Origin of the sequence: Clostridioides sp. GD02404 (assembly GCF_045898275.1) — a bacterium.
Lineage (GTDB): Bacteria > Bacillota > Clostridia > Peptostreptococcales > Peptostreptococcaceae > Clostridioides > Clostridioides difficile_A.
The window spans coordinates 1-19864 of record NZ_JBJOCA010000047.1 but is presented as its reverse complement, the minus strand read 5'-3'; the positions used below and the strand labels follow the sequence as shown (position 1 = coordinate 19864).

Sequence of the window (19864 nt, the reverse complement as noted above, 5' to 3'; positions counted from 1 at the left end):
ACAGGAACCCTGTGACTTTAGTCATGGGAGGTTCAGAGGAGGGGTTACTTGGTTTAAAATATGGGAAGGAAGGAAAAATTGCGAGTAGATATATATTACTTTAATACTTACCTTCCTATTAAAAGAAAGGTGGTGTTATATTGAGTAAAATATTGATTATTGATGATGAAGTAGACTTAGTAATGTTACTTGAAGACGAGTTAAAGGGAAAAGGGCATGAAGTATTGATAGCTTATGATGGACAGACTGGTATAGAGTTATCAAAAAAGCAGCCCGACCTTATCATACTAGATATTATGATGCCTAAAATGGATGGTTTTGAAGTATGTCAGGCAATTAGGGATGATGTCTTGTGTCCAATTATATTTTTGAGTGCAAAGCAGTCAGAAACTGACAAAATCAAGGGTTTGACCTTTGGAGGGGATGATTATATAACAAAACCTTTTGGACTACGTGAACTTATGGCAAGAATTGAAGCCAATTTGCGTAGGGAAAAACGGTCACAGTATATCAATGAAGAGAACAAACGCTCTACATTGTACTTTGGAAAGTTATGTCTATATATGAGGGAACGTACAGTTAAAATTGATGGTAAGGAGATTGATTTAACTAAAATAGAGTATGATATTGTTGAACTACTAGCACTCCATGCAGGACAAGTCTTTTCTAGAGAACAAGTCTATGAAAAAGTATGGGGATGCGATTCCGAGGGCGATTCTTCAACTGTTGTTGAACGAATTAAAAAAATACGAGCTAAGTTTGCCGCTGTGATGCCAGAAAAAGAATACATTTCTACAGTTTGGGGAATTGGATATAAGTGGAATAAAATGTAAGGAAGGAGAAGATATTAAATGAAAAATCAATCACTTATAACACAATTCAGGCGCACCTTTCTTTTGATTATAGTGGCTAGTATAGTCTCCACAGTAATTACTTATGTGTTTGCTATTTACTTGTTTATATATTCATTAAATAAAGACATTTATCCAGCAAATTATTATGAGAGGCAAGTTTCTGGAATTGAGGCATACGTTAATGAAAAAAACATAGACTTGTTATCTCAATCGAATGAAGACGAATTAAAAAGTATTATTCATGGGAATGGGATTTTATATCAAGTTGTGGATGATAATGGCAATGTCTTGTATAGTACTAATCCACAAAAACCATTCAAGACAAAAGAAGAATTGTTTAGCAATTTTAGCAAAAAAACTTCTCATAAAGGAAGTTATATCTATACTATTCCTATCAAAGATGACAATGGGAAGGTTGAGGGAGCTGTTATTCTATCCTATGTAGTAAAAGTTACATTTGCAAATAATAGGGGGAAATTTATAGGTGTAATTATTGCAACAGGTTTATTCTCTCCATTTCTATATATTATTGGGTTTACTATATGGTTTTCTAAAGATTTTGTAAAAAATATCAATAAACCAGTACATCTCTTAATCGATGCATCCAAGAAGATAAGAGAAAAGAACCTTGATTTTGAAATCGACTACTACTCAGATAATGAACTTGGAGAACTTTGCAGTGCTTTTTCTGAAATGAAAGATGAATTAAAGAAATCTTTATCTGTACAGTGGAAAATGGAACAGGAACGTGTTGAGATGGTAGAGGCTTTAGCACATGACTTGAAGTCTCCTCTTTCTATTATTTTGGGATATACAGATGCACTTATTGACAATAATTTAGAGGGTAACGAAAAATTACACAGGTATCTTACAGTTATAAGAGAAAATACAGAAAAAAGTGCATCTCTTGTTCAGAAAATGCAATACACTTCTGATTTGGAAAAATCAAATATACAATTGAACCTCGTCCCTGTAAATTTACCTGAGTTTTTGGAACAAAAGGTACAGGGCTATGAATTACAGGCTCATCAAAAAGAAATCAAGCTTGTTTTAAAAATACAGGGTAATATACAATCTCCAGTTCAAATAGATGTTGATAGATTGACACGAATTTTTGATAATATTATATCCAATAGTCTAGAATACACTCCAGTAGGTGGTAGTATTAACATCATCGTAGAAACTGAAAAAAACTATATCTATTATAAGATTTGTGATTCTGGTAGTGGGTTTAGTTCTAAAGATTTGAAAAAGGCTCTTGATAAGTTTTATAGAGGTGATGAGGCTAGACAGACTAAAGGTGGTCATTCTGGTCTTGGACTTTATATTGTTAAGCAATTGGTGGAACAGCTTGGAGGTTCTGTCAAAATAGAAAATTCAAAATCAGGTGGGGCATGTGTTATATTTTGGCATGTCTCTTAATTACTTAAAAGCTTTATAAATTTAACTTATATATTTTAAATCAAAAGAGGAGGGATATTATGCCTCCTCTTTCTTAAATTTCAATTAATATCTATGCAGTCAATTATATTCATCTTTTTAACTTTTCTTAATGGAATAAGAGTAGCTATTATACATGCAAGTATAGAAACAAGAGTAGCTTGTGAGATTGAAAGAATTGGTATATTAGCAAAATCAAGTTTTTCTATAGTTGCCATGTTTATGATAATAGCACTGGCATATCCAGCAATAGAACCAAATATGGCTGCGAAAATTCCATAGTAAGCACCTTCCCATAAAAACATCTTATAGAGGCTACTATTACTCATACCAATAGCTCTTTTAACCCCAATCTCATTAATTCTAGTATTTATATTTGTATTAGTTGTGTTAATTATGTTTAAAGTACCAATCAAGCCCACAAACAGGATTACTGCCCATGCTAGAAATTCTATTTGTTTAAAACTCTCTTTGAGTTGCTTGTCTGATTCGATATATGATATCCAATGAGAGCCAGGGTTATTTTTACAAATCTGTTCTATAGATAATCTTATTTGTTCTAAATCTGATTTATCTTTAGCATAAATGTTTATTTGATTGAACTTGTCCTTGTTTGTCAAAGTATCATAAACAGAGTCATATACAATAATATCAACACCATTTAGCCAACCCTTACCTTGTAAAATAAACATTTTATCTATTGTATTATATGTTTCTAGTTGCTTTTTATTTATTGTAATACTGTCCTTTGGCTTTAGGCTTGTATATTTAGTTTTTATACCTGGAGTAGAAATCGCAACTGGATTTTTTATAAAACAAATAGAACCATTTTTGAAATCTTCTAATGTAGAATCTGTAATAGAAGGCATACAATCTTTTAAGGTTTGCTCATCGATTCCAATGATTTTTAACATCTCACCGCTATTTTCAAAATTGATATTTGTATCTATTTCCTCTTGTTTGTATTCTGAGTATTTTATAAAAGAAGTACGATTGATATCTTTCATGCTATTTATTTTATCTAGAATAGATTTATCAAAACCAGTTATTTCGTTTGTTAAGGAGAAATCTCCTTCTTTTAAACTACTTACTGATTTAGATACATCTAATACATTAGAAAACTCACTCAGTGCAACGAATACTGTTATGCTCATAAATAAAGAGAGTATAGTTATTATAGTTCTTCCTTTATTTCTTTTTAAGTTTAACCATGCAAGATGTCTTTCAAAGTTTTTTATTGTTTTTTCTTTTCTAATCTTTCTTTTGATTTTAGTAGTAGTACCAGCCATAGCAGTTTTTGGAGATACATGTGAAGCGTATATTGCTGATGGTAATGCCGAAATAAGTGAAAAAATCAACGACATACTAGAACTTACTAATAATGGGAATAGATAAGCATTTGAGTTCTTATGTATAAGCTCAGTTATTTCTGTATTATTATTTGCTAGAAGTATATTTGGGTTTAAGATATTAGTTACCATTGTAGTTATACTTTCAGAAGATATAATTCCAACTATAACTCCAATAGGTATAGCAATAGCACATAAGATTAAAACTTGTAAAATAATAAGCTTATATAGTTGCTTTGGTTCAGCACCTATTGCTCTTAGACATCCATATTCTTTAATCTTCTTTGTGACAGATATTTTTAAAATATTATAGATTACAAGTCCTGAAGCCAATAAAACTAATAAAGCAACGAATAAAGATACCAATATAATAATAGATATACTATCATCATTAGAATTATCTTTTTCAAACTGTATCCCAAGTGCATTTAAATAAATCCAATTATACTGAATTGAATCGTGAGGAAGACCTATATTTTTAGCTAATTGATTCACTATTTCTTGAAATTCGTCTTGTTGTTTTACTTTAAAATCTAATGAAGATAAGGCATATCTCTTAGGCAGAAAATTTTCTGATGTGCCTTTGCCTACAATACCATTTACTATGCCACTTGCATATCCTGTATAATCATCTTCTAAAATACCACTCAATTTAAAGTTGGCTGTGTAATTATACGCTGGTATAGTATCTTTTAAAAGTGAAATATCCAAATTCATAGATACTGTCATACCTAGTTTTGGTTTTATACCCATAAGTTTTAGCGTATTTTCATCTAAGGCTATTTCATTATCATTTTTAGGAAGATTTCCAGACTTTAATTTTGTTAACTTTGGATAGTTGGAAAGTCCTATTTTATCATACTCTTTTACAAGTACAGAGATACCAGCATCCTTTATTTTACTAGTACCAAGAGCTATTGAAGTACCAGCTTGATAAATTCTACTATCTTTCTTTATTTTATCAACTTGATTTTTGGTAAGTTGATGAAAGGATACATGCCTATCCCCATTAAAAGAGCGAGCTTGTTCAATTCTTAAATTTTGAAGTATAGCAATTGACTGTCCAATCACAGTCGTCATAATGGTTGATAGTACTATTGCGATAATAATAAGCGCAGTCATAAGTTTTTGGCTTTTTAATTCTTTTATTGAAAGTGAAAGATAACTCTTCATTATTATTCCACCTCCATAAGTGCGCCATCAATAATTGAAAGTCTTCTATCAGCAAGTTTTGCAATTCTATCATCATGAGTGATTACAACTAAAGTCTTACCAAACTGTTTTGAGGTTTTGATAAGAAGATTCATAACTTCGCTACCACTTTTACTATCTAAGTTTCCTGTAGGCTCATCAGCAAATATTATATCTGGCTTTGCAATAAGTGCTCTTGCAATTGCAACTCTTTGTTGCTGACCACCTGAAAGTTCATGAGGAAGATGTTGAAGTCTGTCTGTGATTCCAAGTAATGATGAGATTTCATTTAAGTATTTTTTATCAGGTTGTTTTTTATCTAGAAGTACAGGCATTAAAATATTTTCTGATGCTGTAAGAACCGGTAAAAGATTAAACTGTTGAAAAACAAATCCAAAGGATTTTCTTCTAAGAGCAGATAATTCCTTTTCACTATATTTATATATATCTTTATCATCCAGAAACACCTGTCCAGATGTAGGGTTGTCCAAACCACTTAAGATATGTAAAAGCGTACTTTTTCCACTTCCAGAAGGACCAATTATAGAAACAAATTCTCCTGAGTTTATTTCTAAATTGACATTATTAAGTGCAATAACTTTATTGTTGTCAGAACCATATATTTTTGATAATTGTTTTGTTTTTATAATCATAAAAGACACTCTCCTTTTCTATATAAGAAGAGTGTAAGTTTTAAAACTCAATTTTTTCTCAGTTTCTCAATTTTATTTACTTAAAAATTTATTTCAAAAGGATATAGTCTATAAATTATAAATTAACAAAAACTTATAGAATAGCAGTGGGGGATTGTAAAATTGCTTTAATTTTTTGTTGAGAATTTAGCTGTAATTTTAGCACTATTGGATACGTTATTTTCAACGGAAATAGAGCCACCATGTTTTTCACATAATATTTTAGATATATAAAGACCCATACCAAAATGTAAGTTGTTGTTATTTGAAGTCTTATCTCTATAAAAAGGTTTTAAGGCTGATTTTAGAGATTCTTCACTAAATCCTATCCCATCATCTTCAATTACAAATGTAAGAAGTTCTTGTTCAAAATATATGAGTATAGATACATTATCTTTCGAATATCTAAAAGCATTTGATACTATATTTTCAATAACTCTGAAAATAATATTTTCATCAAACAATAGATTTAAATTATTTATATTACTTTTAAGTGTAAAAGATTTTTCTTCTTGTTTAGCAATGATAGATAGATTTCTATCTAATTTTTTTATAAACTTGTCTATATTCAAGAGAGCTTTTGAAACAACTAAATCTTCCAATCTTTGAGAACTACTCATATTCTCTACATAACATTCAATTCTATTAATATGCTCAGACATAAGTTGTGTAGTGGATAAAATCTTTTCATCACTAAGTTTTCCTGTTGGTATGTATTTTATTAAATAATTTGAGTAACCTTTTAGAACGGTTAGAGGATTTCTTAAATCATGGGAAAAAGCAGTATTGAGCTGTTTCCTATCATTAATCATAGTCCACATTTTTATATTATTTTTCTTTAGTTCTGACCTCATTTTATCAAAAGCATTGCAGAGAGTACCTAATTCATCATTATTTTTATATTCTAAGCAAAAGTCTAAGTTATTTTTAGATATTTCAATTGCACCTTTGTTGAGTATTTCAATAGGTGTTTTCAATTTTATCTTATAAAAAATTATATCAGCCAGTAATAAAAATCCTATAAAAAATACAAGTGGAAGCACAAGTTGAAGTGTGCTAATTGCATTAAGTAATGTTTTATCATAATCACTAAACTGGTTAATATTATTTTGTAGTATAGTTATAGTTCCTGTATGTAGAGGTGTACCTAAATACTTATTTTGTATAGAGTTATATATATTATTAAGCAAAATGTACGATAGAGCTGTAAGTACTGATGCTATAATTAGTGAAGATAAAGTAAGAAAAAAGAAAGACTTTTTTAGTGACATATTATTTATTTTATCCATTTGTAACCAACTCCCCATACTGTTTCTATGTAATTTTCAAGAGTATATTTTGATAATTTGATTCTTATTTTTCTAATATGCTCCATTATAACATCGCTATTGCCATTACTATTGTATCCCCAGATTCTATCATAAATTCTTTCTCTATCAAATACTTGACCAGGATTCATGGAGAGAAGCTCTACTATATCAAATTCTTTTTTCGAAAGTGAGACTTGATTGTTATCTATAGAAATTGACCTTTTTTCATAATCTATTACTAAATTATTATAAAATTTAATTTTGGTTTGTTTAGACTTTCTTTGTTCTCGTCTTAAATGAGCAGATACTCTAGCTTCAAGTTCATCTAAGTCGAAAGGTTTTACAATATAATCATCAGCACCAGCACGAAAGCCATTTATCTTATCAGTATTTTCAATCTTAGCAGTAAGAAATAGAATAGGGCATGATACATAATCTCTAACTCTATTACAAACCTCAATCCCATCTATTTCGGGCATATTTATATCAAGTAAAATAATATCTGGGTTCATGGATATTTTTTCTAATGCATCTTTTCCACTTTGAGCAGTGAATACCTCATAATCGTTCATTTCAAAGTAATCTTTTAAGAGTGTTATTATCCCTTCTTCATCATCTACAACAAGTATTTTATTGTTCATAAAAATTCTCCTTTCTAAATAAAAGTCTTTAAAGTATGCTTATTCTAGTATAAAAATATCAATAAATTCTCAAATTTCTAGGTGTATATCAAAATTTAATCATTAAAGTTAGTATATTTTGAGGTATTAAATAAATCAAGCATATGATTGTTGGTAATTTTAAATGAAGACATATTTTAGATTTAATACTTGTTGAAATGGGAAACTATTTTAAACTTGAGGAGAGAATTATGCCAAGAAGAATTAATAAATATAATTGTATAGGTTGTGACTCTTGTGAGAGAGTATGTAAGATTGGATGTATAACAAAATTAGAAGAAAAAAGAATACTTAATGAATCTGTATGCGTTGACTGAGGAGCTTGTTAACTTATATGTCCTAAAAAGTGTATATCTCCAAATAAATAGAAATCTCATCAAGTAAATAGAGTTAATAATAAAATAATGATTTATTTGCTAAGTCAAAACTATGAAATATGGTGAAAATAGTAGTGTTTGTTAGAGTACAACTAGAGAGAGCTATTGCAGAGCAGATTTAATTTGCCCATGCAACAGCCTCATCTCTTATGTTTATTATTTCAAAGTATTAAGTTCATATAAGTCTGTTCTTCTATGTTTAAGCAAAGGTAACTGTTGTCTTATTTCAGGAATTAAATCTCTATTAATATCAGCATAAATAATACATTCCTTTTCGTCTGCTTGAGCGATAATTTTTCCCCAAGGGTCTGAAATTCTTGAATTGCCAAAAGCTATGTAGGAAGCATCTTTATTTCTAGCAGGTGCAGCACCAACATAGAATATCTGATTATCTAAAGCACGCATTCTTACAGATAACTCCCAATGAGCAGGGCCAGTAGTCATATTAAATGCAGCAGGCAAGATAACGATTTCAGCACCTTTAAGAGCCATTAAACGTGATAACTCAGGGAATCGAATATCATAACAAATAGCTATACCAACTTTTCCATATTCAGTATCTATTACAGTAACATCATTTCCTGCTGTAAGAGTATCTGATTCTTTAAAGCTAACCTTTCCTGTAACTTCAATATCAAATAAGTGCATTTTACGATGTTTTCCAATTAGAGTTCCGCTTTTATCAAATACATAGCAAGTATTATAGATTTTTCCATCCTCTAATTCAGGTATACTACCAGACACCAGATAAATTCCATGCTTTTTAGCTAATTCACTCAATATCGTTGTCGTTTCACCTGGATATTCTTCAGCAAATTTAGGAAAGTATTTATTTTCATATGGACAGTTAAACATTTCTGGCAGAATCACAATTTTAGCTCCATTGATGGCAGCTTCCGTTACCATTTCTACAGCATGATTGATATTTTCAATTTTATTTTCTGTAGTCATCATCTGACATACTGCAATTTTATAGGAATTCATAGAAATTACTCCTTTCAATATTTTTATGTTATTATAACATATTAAATAAAAATTAGATATTCTTAGATTCTTATAAATAGATATAAATAAAATAAATAAGTGTATATAAAAAAATATGTAGATATTATTATGATTATGGGCTATATCCATATATTGACTTTTCTTATATATGTTGATAGTATTATAAATACAATAGAATAATTAATAGAGTTTTATAGGGTTCCGCAATTATTAAGGATTGGTCTGGTCCGAGATAAAACCCACAACATAGTTTTGTTGTGAACACGGAAGGATAAAAACCTGGGAGATATTTTAGAATATTTCTCAGGTTATTTTATTGGTAAAAAAAGAGATATTTGAAAAGAGGGATGATTTTATGAAATGGTTATTTTTATTTATTGCAGGTTTGTTTGAAGTTTTTTGGGCTTTTCAACTAAAAAATTCTCATGGATTTTCTAAATTAACTCCAAGCATACTTACTGTTGTTGGAATGATTGTAAGTTTTTACTTTTTATCATTAGCACTTAAACATCTTCCACTTGGAACTTCATATGCCATATGGACTGGCATTGGTACAGTTGGTACAGCTATTGTGGGGATTGCTATATTAAATGAGCCTATCAGTATAGCTAGAATTGCATGTATAGGTCTTATTGTTGTGGGGATTGTAGGTCTAAAGTTGTTGTCTACTAATTAGAATAACTTAATTTAAATAAGCTATGAAAGTAAAGATTTTCTAAATGTTTTAAGATAATTACATTTAAAAATTCTTTACTTCATAGCTTTTCTTTTTTACAAGTTTATTATATTTGAAAATTAGATGTATATACTATGTATTATTTTGCTAATAAAAGAGCAGTTAAATCCATAGGGTCAACTATTACACCATCTTTATAAACACGCATATTTCCAGATGCTATTTCATCTATTAATATTACTTCATCATTGTAGAATCCAAATTCAAATTTGATATCATAAAGCTCAAGTCCTTTTTCAGCTATAGTATCACGAACTATATTAGAAATTTTTTGAGTCATACTTTTCATTGAATCAAATTGAGCTTGAGTCATAATATTTAAAGCTTCTAGACCTTCAGATGTTATAAGTGGGTCACAACGGTCATCATCTTTTAAAGTTGCTTCTACATAACAATCTAGTTTAGCTCCTTCTTCAACACATGAACCATAACGACGTAAGAAACTACCAACAGCTCTATAACGACAAATAACTTCCAATCCATTACCAAAAACTTTTGCTGGTAGAACTTCCATAGTTGCTTCTTCTAAATTAGCACCTACATAATGAGTTTTAATTCCAGCATTGTTTAGAATTTCAAAGAATTTAACAGATGTTTCTAAATTAGCTCTACCAATTCCATCTATACTTAGGCCTACACTATTTTCACCTGGATCAAATACACCATCTTTACCAGTTACATCGTCCTTAAATTTTAATAAGTAATTTCCATTATCTAGTTCGAAAACATCTTTAGTTTTTCCTTGATACACTTTTTTCATAAACAACCTCCAAAAAGTTAAATTATTATATTGAATAAGGCATTAGTGTCAAAAAAGTTCTGATATTCGCATGAAGATTTATGTTGATACCTTATATTTAATATTATATCACAAATAGTAGTAAAATTTCCGAACATTTTTGTAAAAATAATAAAAAAAGTACATTTTATAGATTTTATGATATAAGACATATCACAGAAGGTGAGTGTCATTTATATTGACACACATAAGGCTTCATATAAAAAAAAATTGACACACTTTGACACACATTTAATGATAATCTGATAAATCGCATGAAAACAGTATTTACATATATTGGCATGGAAGTTGCTTAATATATTTAACATATAGAACATGAATGTATATTTAAATAAAATAAACAATAGGGGTGAATGGTAGTGAAGTCAGTTAGATTCTATGGTATAAGAGATACAAGAGTTGAGGATGTAGAGGTACCAAAGATATTAGAAAGCGATGATGTGATAGTAAAAGTAAAAGTAGCTGGAATATGTGGCTCTGATATATCAAAATATTCAAAGACAGGTCCACATATGGTGGGAGAAATTTTAGGTCATGAATTTTCTGGAGAAGTAGCTCAAATTGGTTCAGAGGTAAAAAATTTCAAAATAGGAGATAGAGTTGCTGTTTGCCCAGCTATGCCATGCTTTGAGTGTGATGAATGTAAAAAAGGACTATATTCAAGATGCAATAATGTATCAATAATAGGAAATAAAGAGCTTGGAGGATGCTTTGCTGAGTATACAAAGTTAAAAGAAAGAAATTTAATAAAAATACCAGATGAAATAAGCTATGAGACAGCTGCTGCATTGGAACCAGTATGTATAGCAGGACATGGTCTTTTTAGGTCAGAGACTAAAGTTGGAGATACTGTTGTAGTACTTGGAACAGGACCAATAGGATTATTTTCAATACAATGGGCAAAGATATTTGGCTCTACGAAAATAATAGCTGTGGATGTGTTTGATGAAAAATTAGAACTAGCAAAAGAGTTAGGGGCAGATATCTGTATAAATGCAAAAGACAAGAATCTTATAGAGGAAGTAAAAAAATTAACTAATGATGCTGGTGCAGATGTTGTTATTGAATCAGCAGGAACTCCAATGACATGTGGTCAAGTGTTGTTGTTAGCTAAAAAAGGGGGGACAGTGTTGTATGCAGGAGTACCATATGGAGATGTAGCTTTGACTAGAGAACAATTTGAGAAGATAGTACGAAGTGAATTGACTGTAAAAGGAACTTGGTTTGGAAATTCATTCCCATTCCCAGGAAAAGAATGGAGTGCTGGGTTATATCATATGAAGAAAGGGGATATGAATGTTGAAAAATTAGTAACACATAGAATAAACTTGGAGGAAGTGCCATCTTATTTTGAAAAAATATACAAAAGAGATATTTTCTTTGGTAAGATAATGGTTAATGTAGCTAATTAGATTATAGTATTAAAGTAATAATTTAAATTTATATAAAAAGTTTAGTTAAGAAAGGTATGATTCATATGGCAGGAATAGTTATAGCTGCACATGGAAATATGGCTAAGGCAATATTGGAAAGTGCTGAATTAATAGTAGGTAAACAGGAAAAAGTGGAAACTTTAGGATTAAACCATGGTGACAGTATAGATGATTTTAGTAAAAGATTAGAAAATGGAATTGAAAAATATAAAGATGAAGGTGTTTTATTATTGCTTGATTTTTATGGTGGGACTCCATTTAATACATCTGCTATTGTAATAAATAAATTTGCTAAAGTATGCGAATTAGAATGTTTAACAGGTGTAAATTTACCTATGCTTTTAGAATTATTTTTAAATAGAGAAAATATGAAACTAAAAGAGTTAAAAAATTTATGTGAAGAAGTTGGTATATCAGGGATTAAAGATGTAAAAGCAGTTTTAAATATATAAAATAAAAATCAGGAGGAATTATTATGAGTAATATAGCGTTAACAAGAATTGATGATAGATTAATACATGGTCAGGTTATTACTGCTTGGTGTAAGATTACATCAGCAAAAAGGATAATAATAGTAGACGATTTGGTTGTAAAAGACCCATTCATAGTTCAAGTTTTACAAATGGCAGCACCATCAACTGTTAAGGTTGAGGTACATGATGTAGAATCAGGTGCTGAGGTATTAAAATCATATAATGGGGATGAAAATTTAATAGTCTTAGTTAAATACCCTAAAACTATTTTGGGTCTAGTAAATAATGGAGTAGATTTAAAAGAGTTAAATGTTGGAGGTATGGGAGCTGGACTTGGAAGAAGAAGTTTTTATAAAAATATATCTGTATCAGATGAAGAAAAAGAAATATTTAAAGAACTAATATCAAAGAATATTAAGTGTTTTATACAAATAGTACCAGATGCAAAAAAAATTGATGTAGGAACGTTATTATAAAAATACTATCTTGTGAATCTTTAGGAGTAGATAAGGAGGAAGTCTATGCAAATTTCATTAATTCAGGCAGTATTAATAGCAATTTTTTATTATCTTTCTTGGAGTCCATGGTTGACTTATGTTGGATTTTTTACATGGAATAGACCTTTGTTAGCTGGATTTGTAACAGGAATTATATTGGGAGACCCTGTTCAAGGAGCAATTATAGGAGCAGGTATAAATATGATATATTTGGGATTTATATCGGCAGGGGGGGCTCAAATGGGGGACCCAGCTTTTGCAGGATATGTGGGGACTGCTTTAGCTATAGCATCTAAGCTAGATGTAAGTACTGCAATGGCGATAGCAGTTCCATTAGGTACTGTTGCAACGGTTCTTTGGATTGGAAAGATGACAGTAAATTCTTTTTTTGCACATTGGGCTGATAAGGAGGTTCAAAAGGGAAATGTTGACAAAGTAGCATTTATAAACATAGTACCTCCACAGATACTATTATTTGCAATGAGTTTTATACCTGCATTATTAGTTGTTTATTTTGGACCAAATGCCATAGATGGGATGTTGGAAGTAATGAATGATAATGTACTTCATGTATTTAATGTAATTGGAGCTATGTTACCAGCACTTGGAATTGCTATGAACTTAAAATTGATTGGTAATAAATTTACTATGCCTTTTTTCATATTAGGGATATTAATGGCTGTTTATTTTAAAGTAGATATAATAGTAATATCTGTTATTGGGGTAATACTTGCTCTTACAATTACTTCAATCAAGTACGGAAAAGATAGTGCTACATCTTAAATACATGAGAGGGGGAAAATATTATGTCAGATATAAAAAGTGAAGTGTCTAAGAAAACGTTAAGCAAGAAGGATGTAATAAAATCATGGTTAAGATGGTTTTTCTTTGCGCAGTCTAATTATAATTATGAAAGATTACAATCAACAGCATTTTCACATTCAATGTTACCAGTACTTAAAAAACTATATCCAGATAAAGAAGAGTTAAAACAAGAAGTTGAAACTCATTTGGCATTTTTTAATACAGAGCCTATATGTGGATGTGTTATACATGGAATAACAATAGCAATGGAGGAAGAAAAGGCTAATGGTGCAGATGAAATAAGTGGAGATGGTATGAATGCAATAAAAACAGGTTTGATGGGTCCATTAGCAGGTATTGGTGATACTTTAACTCAGGGAGTTATAACACCAATAGTGTTAGCTGTTTGTATTGGTTTGACTGAGGGAGGAGCATCAATTGCAGGACCTATATTATTTGTAATAGCTCAATATGTAATAATGACTTCAATTTCTTATGGAATGTGGACAAATGGATATAAGTACGGTAAAAAAGCTGTTGAAAGCATACTTCAAGGTGGGATAGTAAATAAGGTTATAGAGGGAGCTTCTATACTAGGTACTTTAGTTATGGGAGGACTTGTAGGTAGATTTATTAATTTATCCACACCAATAAGTTATACTAGTGGAGATTTTAAATTTAGTCTTCAAACTGATTTACTTGATAAGATATTTCCAGGATTAATTCCTTTGGTACTTACATTATTAGTACTTTTTGCCTTAAAGAAAGGACTTTCTCCAATAAAAATAATGTTTATATTAATAGTAGTGGGAGCTATTACAGGTATTGTGGGATTATTTTAAATAAATGTATATACTGTATGTGTCAAAGAGGATTATAAATAGATTGATTAAATTTATAATAGAAGTAGTAATAAAAGGTATAGTAATTAGGGTAAATTAAATTCATAATAGAGTAATTTTTAAGATTATACACATTATACAGAGTATGTAATCTTTTAAAAAGTACCTCAGAAAGATTTTTAATCTAGATGAGGTACTTTTTTATTTGTACATGAAATTTTAAGTTGATTTAAAAAGATAGCAATTACATGTAATTAATATATTATAAATAATTGTAAACTTCTTGTAACATATATTTTATATAATTGAAGCAATGGATATAATATGTAATATGATAATAAATTTTAGGGATGTGAATAGATGAATATATTAATTGCTGATGATGAAATTAGTATGCTTAAGATACTTTGTGCATATTTTAAAAAAGAAAATTTCAATGTACTTACTGCAAAAAATGGGGAAGAAGCTTTAGATATTTTTTATGAGAATAAGATAGATTTAGCGATATTAGACTGGATGATGCCAGTAATTGATGGAATAGAGGTTTGCAAAGAAATAAAGGAAAACAGTAACACAAAAGTGCTTATGTTGACTGCCAAAAGTCAAAGTGAAGATGAGATAGAGGCACTTAATATAGGAGCAGATGAATACATAAAAAAACCATTTGACCCTAGAGTTTTAATAATAAGAGCGAAGAAACTAGTAAATTATAAGAATACAATCAATATTAAAGATTTAAAAATAGATTTTAGTTCAAATAAAGTTTTTAAAAGTGGCAATGAACTACCATTGACTAAAAAAGAATTAGAATTAATGCACTGCCTAATCAATAATAAGGGGATTGTTTTATCTAGGGAAAAACTTTTAGATTTAGTGTGGGGCTTGGATTATGATGGAGATTTTAGAACAGTAGACACACATGTAAGGAGATTAAGAGCAAAGATAGGAGAAGATATAATAAAAACTTATAGAGGATTAGGGTATAGTTTGGAGGACTTTAATGACTAAACTAAACAAAAAACTGTCCATAAGCATATCCATAGTAGTTGTAGTTGTATATGTGATGTCGATAGCTATAAATAGTATGTTTATTCATAGATATTATTTACATGAAAAAAGAAATATATTGGATAATATTGCAGATGAAATCAAACATAAAGACATAAACAGATTAAAGTCAGATATTGATTCTATTGAAGAAAAAAATAATACAGATATAGTATATATAGAATTAAATAAAGATTACAAAGATAAGGGCAATATAGATAAAATAAATAATGATTTATTAAATGCATTTTGGAAGAAAGGACTAAGTTTAAATAAATTTTGGATTGAAGAAGATAGCTTAAAAAACATTGATAATAAAAGTATAAATAAAATATATAATCAGGGTAAAACCAAATATAGTTTACTTGTAAAATTTATGAAAAAAGATAATTACTTGTTTGCTATATCTATACCTATAGAACATTCTGAAGAAACTATTAGTATTGTAAATAGATTTAATATAATTATGGGTATTTTTTCAGTAATCATAATAACTATACTTATATTTATCTTATCAAATAGAATTATAAGACCTATGGAAAAGCTAAAACTTCTATCTAAAGATATATCTGAATTAAATTTTAGAACTGAATCTATAAAAACTAATGATGAAATAGAAGAATTAGCCTATAGCATAAATATAATGAGTGTAAAGCTTGAGAAAGCACATAATGAATTGAATAAGAGAAATAAGAATCTAAAATCTTTTATATCAGATGCATCTCATGAAATGAAAACTCCAATAGCACTCATAAAAGCATATGCTATAGGTATGAAAGATGGGCTAGATGATGGTACTTATACTGATACAATAATTGAACAGGCAGAAAATATGGCTAATACAATAAATACTCTTTTGTACTGGGCAAAATATGAGAAGAGAGAAGTTAATTTGCATCCAGTAGATTTAAAGGAAAGATTATATAAAAGTTTAAACAACTATGAACTCTTGATTGATAAAGGTAGTATAAGTGTTAAGTGTAGTGTAGAGGATAGAGACTTTGTAATAAGTTCAGATAAAGATAGTATAGATATAGTATTTAATAATTTGATTAGTAATGCGATAAAGTATACTAGTAATAATGAAATAGAGATTAATCTTTTTGAAGAGAATGAGAATGTTGTATTATCTATAAAAAATGGTATAGATTATGATATGGAAGATGATATAGAGAATATCTGGAAGCCTTTTTATGTCTTAGAGAAGTCGAGAAGTAAAGAACTTTCTGGCACAGGTCTTGGTCTTACTATAGTGAGAACTATACTTGAAGAAAATAATTTTGGATACAGGGTTGAAATTTGTGATGGAATGATAGAATTTTATATTATCTTTATAAAAGTAATTTAAATTAAAATATAAATATAAAGAATAATTAAAAAAATATCATAATTATTTGTTTTTCATATGGAAAAAATTGGTTTTGTAAGATATAATTACAAGTATAAATAATAAAATTTATTTGTAAAAAAAGTAGCACTTTTAATTCTAAAGGCTACTTTTTTTATGTAAAATCCTCTCTTTTACTACAATTCATTAACAAAAAATTTAAATCTACGTTAAAGTCTAAATTTACTAATTTTTCAATTAATTAGAAAACTTCTTTATTTCCTTATAATAACTATAATGTAAAAAAATAGTAAGCGAATTATATATTAATTATAAAAACATTATAGTTAGAAAACCTCTTTAAAATCAAGCATTAAGTATCCCTTAGAATTAGAACGGGAACAGAATTAAAAAATTTAAATGTTATCAAATGGACAAGGGGGAAAGATACAATGAAAATACCAAAGAAGATTGCTGCCATGCTTACAGTTACAATGATAGCTGGAAGTTCAACAGCAGGTATAGCTAGTGCACAAACTGTAGCAACAAATTTAACGGGACAAGAAAGATATGAGACTGCTGTTAAAATAAGTCAAGATGGATGGAAAAATGCAGATGAGGTAGTAATAGTAAATGACTCATCTATAGCAGATGCGTTATCTGCAACACCATTTGCAAAGGCAAAAAATGCTCCAATACTTTTAACAGGTAAAGATAAATTAAATGATAAGACAAAAGCAGAGATACAAAGATTAAAAGCTAAAAAAGTATACTTGATAGGTGGAACTTCTGTATTAAGTACAAATATAGAAAAACAAATAAAAGATTTAAAAATATCTTTTGAGAGAATCTCTGGAGCTGAAAGATACCAAACATCTTTAGAATTAGCTAAGAGATTAGATGCTATAAGTGATGTTAAGAAAATAGCTGTAGTTAATGGTGAAAAGGGGCTTGCAGATGCAGTAAGTGTGGGAGCACCAGCTGCACAAAACAATATGCCAGTAATACTTGCTGATTCTAAAAATGGAACAGCAGTAGCAGATAAATTTATAAAGGATGCAGGGATAACTCAATCTTATGTAGTAGGTGGAGAGAGTTCAGTTTCTGAAACTGTTAAAAATAAATTGCCAAATAGTACAAGATTAGGTGGAACAGATAGAAATGATACAAATGCAAAAGTAGTAAAAGAATTCTATAAAAAGACAGATTTAAAAAATGCATATGTAACTAAAGATGGTATGGCTAAACAAGACCAACTTATAGATGCATTAGCAGTAGGTGTATTAGGTGCTAAGAATCAATCACCAGTAGTTTTAGTTGGAAAAAATTTATCAGCTTCACAAAAATCCTTAGTTAACTCTAAGAGTTTTGATAAAATAACTAAAGTCGGTGGAAATGGTAATGAGACAGCATTCAATGAAATGAAGTCATTACAAGAAGTAAGTACAGTTGAAGCTAAGACAATTTCTGAGTTAAAATCAGTTGTAGATAAAGCTACTGCAAATGATGTTATAAACTTTAAACCAACTAGTGAGGTTAAAGACGCATTTACAATACAAACTGATAAAGCAGTAACAGTAAACTTAAATGGTACATATACAAAGACTGTAACTATAAACATGCCTAATGGGGATGTAAACAACTATGCAAAAGTAGATGATGTAGTTATAGATGATGTAAAAGATGGAACTTTCATTAACTATGGAAAAATAACTAACTTAAAGGTTAATGATAAAAATGGAGCTAAGATAGAGAATAATTCTAAAGGTGAGATTGGTAGTTTAACAGTAGCATCTGGAGCAAGCCAAGTAAAAGTGACTAATGGTGGAAAGATAACTACAGTTACAAATAATTCTAAAGGAACTACTATAGATAATAAGGGCTCAATAAGTAGTGTTAAGGGAGATAATTCTCCATCTATAAGTGGAAATAGTCCAAGTTCTAATTCATCAGGAGGAAGTTCATCAAGTGGAGGAGGCTCACATGGAGGAGGTTCATCTTCAGGAGGAAGTTCTTCTAATCAAACATCAGTAAATAATGAGGCAGCAAAAATAACAAGTGTAACTACACCAGCAAAAGATGCGACTAAATTAACTATGCCATCAGTATCAAGTGGATACACAATAAAGATAAAATCATCAAGTGATGAGAGTGTTATAAAAAAAGATGGAACAATATTACCACCAAATACGGCAACATCAGTAAAATTAGTGTTTACAGTAACGCATACATCAAGTGGAAAGACAGCAGATACAAAGGAAATTTCTGTAATAGTACCAGCTAAATCAACTGATGAAGAATTACAGACAGCAGTAAATAATGAGGCAGCAAAAGTAACAAGTGTAACTACACCAGTAAAAGATGCGACTAAATTAACTATGCCAACAGTAGCAAGTGGATATAAAATAGAAATAAAATCAGCAGGTGATGAGTCTGTAATAAAGAAAGATGGAACAATAATACCACCAGATGCAGAAGAAACAGTAAAAATAGTGTTTACAGTAACACATATATCAAGTGGGAAAACAGCAGATACAGCAGAGATAGATGTGGTAGTGCCAGCAAAATCAACAGAAGTAGTAGCAGCAGTATCAACTGTAAATGCAACAAATGGGACATTAACAATAGTACTAGATAAAACACCAACAGTAGATCCAGTTGCAGGAGACTTTACAGCAAGTAAAGCAATAGATGGAGGACAAGAAACAGAGTTAGCATTAGATAACTTCAAATACGAAAAAGCTACTAAAACAATAACATATACATTTACACCAATAGAACAAACAGATGCAAGTCAAAGTGTAGTAGTAGGAGTTGAATACAAAGGTACGACTAAAAAAGCAGACGCATTTACAGTAGATGCGAAGGGGCAGGATGTAGTAGCAGCAGTATCAACTGTAAATGCAACAAATGGGACATTAACAATAGTACTAGATAAAACACCAACAGTAGATCCAGTTACAGGAGACTTTATAGCAAGTAAAGCAATAGATGGAGGACAAGAAACA

At 29.7% G+C, this 19864-nt stretch carries 18 protein-coding genes and 1 riboswitch; of the genes, 12 read left to right on the top strand and 6 right to left on the bottom strand.

What is annotated here, in order from left to right; translation table 11 throughout:
- The first annotated feature begins 140 nt into the window (after positions 1-140).
- Positions 141-833, top strand: coding sequence for a response regulator transcription factor (locus Q3287_RS18815; RefSeq protein ID WP_231301615.1), 693 nt, complete (start codon positions 141-143; stop codon positions 831-833).
- 18 nt (positions 834-851) lie between these two features.
- Positions 852-2276 (top strand): ATP-binding protein, encoded by a 1425-nt coding sequence (locus tag Q3287_RS18810; protein ID WP_407964645.1) that lies wholly within the window; start codon positions 852-854, stop codon positions 2274-2276.
- Between the two features lie 80 nt (positions 2277-2356).
- Here Q3287_RS18810 and Q3287_RS18805 read toward each other — a convergent pair whose 3' ends face one another.
- The 4 genes from Q3287_RS18805 to Q3287_RS18790 form a co-directional block, all read right to left on the bottom strand.
- Positions 2357-4816: an FtsX-like permease family protein gene (locus Q3287_RS18805; protein ID WP_407964644.1), complete on the bottom strand. Its 2460-nt coding sequence runs from the start codon at positions 4814-4816 to the stop codon at positions 2357-2359.
- 2 nt (positions 4817-4818) lie between these two features.
- A complete protein-coding gene (locus Q3287_RS18800) occupies positions 4819-5487 on the bottom strand; it encodes an ABC transporter ATP-binding protein (RefSeq protein WP_054275805.1) in 669 nt (222 codons plus the stop codon).
- 167 nt (positions 5488-5654) lie between these two features.
- Positions 5655-6815, bottom strand: coding sequence for a sensor histidine kinase (locus Q3287_RS18795; RefSeq protein WP_243194215.1), 1161 nt, complete (start codon positions 6813-6815; stop codon positions 5655-5657).
- On the bottom strand, positions 6803-7477 hold the full coding sequence (locus tag Q3287_RS18790) for a response regulator transcription factor (protein ID WP_054269024.1): 675 nt from the start codon (positions 7475-7477) through the stop codon (positions 6803-6805). Before Q3287_RS18790 ends, Q3287_RS18795 begins: the two co-directional genes overlap by 13 nt.
- Before the next feature lie 230 nt (positions 7478-7707).
- Between Q3287_RS18790 and Q3287_RS18785 the strand changes: the two genes are divergently transcribed.
- On the top strand, positions 7708-7833 hold the full coding sequence (locus Q3287_RS18785; protein ID WP_153885123.1) for a 4Fe-4S binding protein: 126 nt from the start codon (positions 7708-7710) through the stop codon (positions 7831-7833).
- Positions 7834-8049: 216 nt separating this feature from the next.
- Here the strand turns inward: Q3287_RS18785 and Q3287_RS18780 are convergent, their stop codons facing one another.
- Positions 8050-8877 carry a carbon-nitrogen hydrolase family protein gene (locus Q3287_RS18780; protein ID WP_407964643.1) on the bottom strand — a complete coding sequence of 276 codons (828 nt, stop codon included), beginning with the start codon at positions 8875-8877 and terminating at the stop codon, positions 8050-8052.
- Between the two features lie 203 nt (positions 8878-9080).
- Positions 9081-9186: riboswitch (guanidine-I (ykkC/yxkD leader) on the top strand.
- A gap of 67 nt (positions 9187-9253) precedes the next feature.
- Between Q3287_RS18780 and sugE the strand changes: the two genes are divergently transcribed.
- A complete protein-coding gene (gene sugE, locus Q3287_RS18775) occupies positions 9254-9574 on the top strand; it encodes a quaternary ammonium compound efflux SMR transporter SugE (protein ID WP_054269030.1) in 321 nt (106 codons plus the stop codon).
- A 139-nt stretch (positions 9575-9713) separates the two neighbouring features.
- On the opposite strand, the gene Q3287_RS18770 is transcribed toward sugE, so the two are convergent.
- Positions 9714-10394: a phosphoribosylaminoimidazolesuccinocarboxamide synthase gene (locus tag Q3287_RS18770; protein WP_021382918.1), complete on the bottom strand. Its 681-nt coding sequence runs from the start codon at positions 10392-10394 to the stop codon at positions 9714-9716.
- Between the two features lie 398 nt (positions 10395-10792).
- On the opposite strand from Q3287_RS18770, the gene Q3287_RS18765 reads away from it, so the two are divergent.
- The 8 genes from Q3287_RS18765 to Q3287_RS18730 form a co-directional block, all read left to right on the top strand.
- Positions 10793-11845, top strand: coding sequence for a galactitol-1-phosphate 5-dehydrogenase (locus Q3287_RS18765; RefSeq protein WP_054275809.1), 1053 nt, complete (start codon positions 10793-10795; stop codon positions 11843-11845).
- A 56-nt stretch (positions 11846-11901) separates the two neighbouring features.
- Positions 11902-12318 (top strand): PTS sugar transporter subunit IIA, encoded by a 417-nt coding sequence (locus Q3287_RS18760; protein ID WP_407964642.1) that lies wholly within the window; start codon positions 11902-11904, stop codon positions 12316-12318.
- 23 nt (positions 12319-12341) lie between these two features.
- Complete coding sequence (locus Q3287_RS18755) at positions 12342-12815, top strand: PTS sugar transporter subunit IIB (RefSeq protein ID WP_054269033.1); 474 nt, start codon at positions 12342-12344, stop codon at positions 12813-12815.
- A gap of 45 nt (positions 12816-12860) precedes the next feature.
- A complete protein-coding gene (locus Q3287_RS18750) occupies positions 12861-13619 on the top strand; it encodes a PTS sugar transporter subunit IIC (RefSeq protein ID WP_054269034.1) in 759 nt (252 codons plus the stop codon).
- A gap of 23 nt (positions 13620-13642) precedes the next feature.
- Positions 13643-14482, top strand: coding sequence for a PTS system mannose/fructose/sorbose family transporter subunit IID (locus Q3287_RS18745; protein WP_054269035.1), 840 nt, complete (start codon positions 13643-13645; stop codon positions 14480-14482).
- Positions 14483-14842: 360 nt separating this feature from the next.
- On the top strand, positions 14843-15490 hold the full coding sequence (locus Q3287_RS18740; protein ID WP_054269036.1) for a response regulator transcription factor: 648 nt from the start codon (positions 14843-14845) through the stop codon (positions 15488-15490).
- Entirely contained in the window at positions 15483-16877 is a 1395-nt protein-coding gene (locus Q3287_RS18735; protein ID WP_407964641.1) for an ATP-binding protein, read from the top strand. The genes Q3287_RS18740 and Q3287_RS18735 overlap by 8 nt, the downstream gene beginning before the upstream one ends.
- A 431-nt stretch (positions 16878-17308) precedes the next feature.
- The coding region (locus Q3287_RS18730; RefSeq protein WP_407964640.1) for a cell wall-binding repeat-containing protein at positions 17309-19864 on the top strand (2556 nt) is incomplete at its 3' end.

Coding starts and splice junctions, on each gene's coding strand:
- Q3287_RS18745 (WP_054269035.1), top strand. CDS start 13,643: ATGTCAGATATAAAAAGTGAAGTGTCTAAGAAAACGTTAAGCAAGAAG.
- Q3287_RS18785 (WP_153885123.1), top strand. CDS start 7,708: ATGCCAAGAAGAATTAATAAATATAATTGTATAGGTTGTGACTCTTGT.
- Q3287_RS18740 (WP_054269036.1), top strand. CDS start 14,843: ATGAATATATTAATTGCTGATGATGAAATTAGTATGCTTAAGATACTT.
- Q3287_RS18780 (WP_407964643.1), bottom strand. CDS start 8,877: ATGAATTCCTATAAAATTGCAGTATGTCAGATGATGACTACAGAAAAT.
- Q3287_RS18805 (WP_407964644.1), bottom strand. CDS start 4,816: ATGAAGAGTTATCTTTCACTTTCAATAAAAGAATTAAAAAGCCAAAAA.
- Q3287_RS18795 (WP_243194215.1), bottom strand. CDS start 6,815: ATGGATAAAATAAATAATATGTCACTAAAAAAGTCTTTCTTTTTTCTT.
- Q3287_RS18735 (WP_407964641.1), top strand. CDS start 15,483: ATGACTAAACTAAACAAAAAACTGTCCATAAGCATATCCATAGTAGTT.
- Q3287_RS18810 (WP_407964645.1), top strand. CDS start 852: ATGAAAAATCAATCACTTATAACACAATTCAGGCGCACCTTTCTTTTG.
- sugE (WP_054269030.1), top strand. CDS start 9,254: ATGAAATGGTTATTTTTATTTATTGCAGGTTTGTTTGAAGTTTTTTGG.
- Q3287_RS18755 (WP_054269033.1), top strand. CDS start 12,342: ATGAGTAATATAGCGTTAACAAGAATTGATGATAGATTAATACATGGT.
- Q3287_RS18790 (WP_054269024.1), bottom strand. CDS start 7,477: ATGAACAATAAAATACTTGTTGTAGATGATGAAGAAGGGATAATAACA.
- Q3287_RS18760 (WP_407964642.1), top strand. CDS start 11,902: ATGATTCATATGGCAGGAATAGTTATAGCTGCACATGGAAATATGGCT.
- Q3287_RS18800 (WP_054275805.1), bottom strand. CDS start 5,487: ATGATTATAAAAACAAAACAATTATCAAAAATATATGGTTCTGACAAC.
- Q3287_RS18750 (WP_054269034.1), top strand. CDS start 12,861: ATGCAAATTTCATTAATTCAGGCAGTATTAATAGCAATTTTTTATTAT.
- Q3287_RS18770 (WP_021382918.1), bottom strand. CDS start 10,394: ATGAAAAAAGTGTATCAAGGAAAAACTAAAGATGTTTTCGAACTAGAT.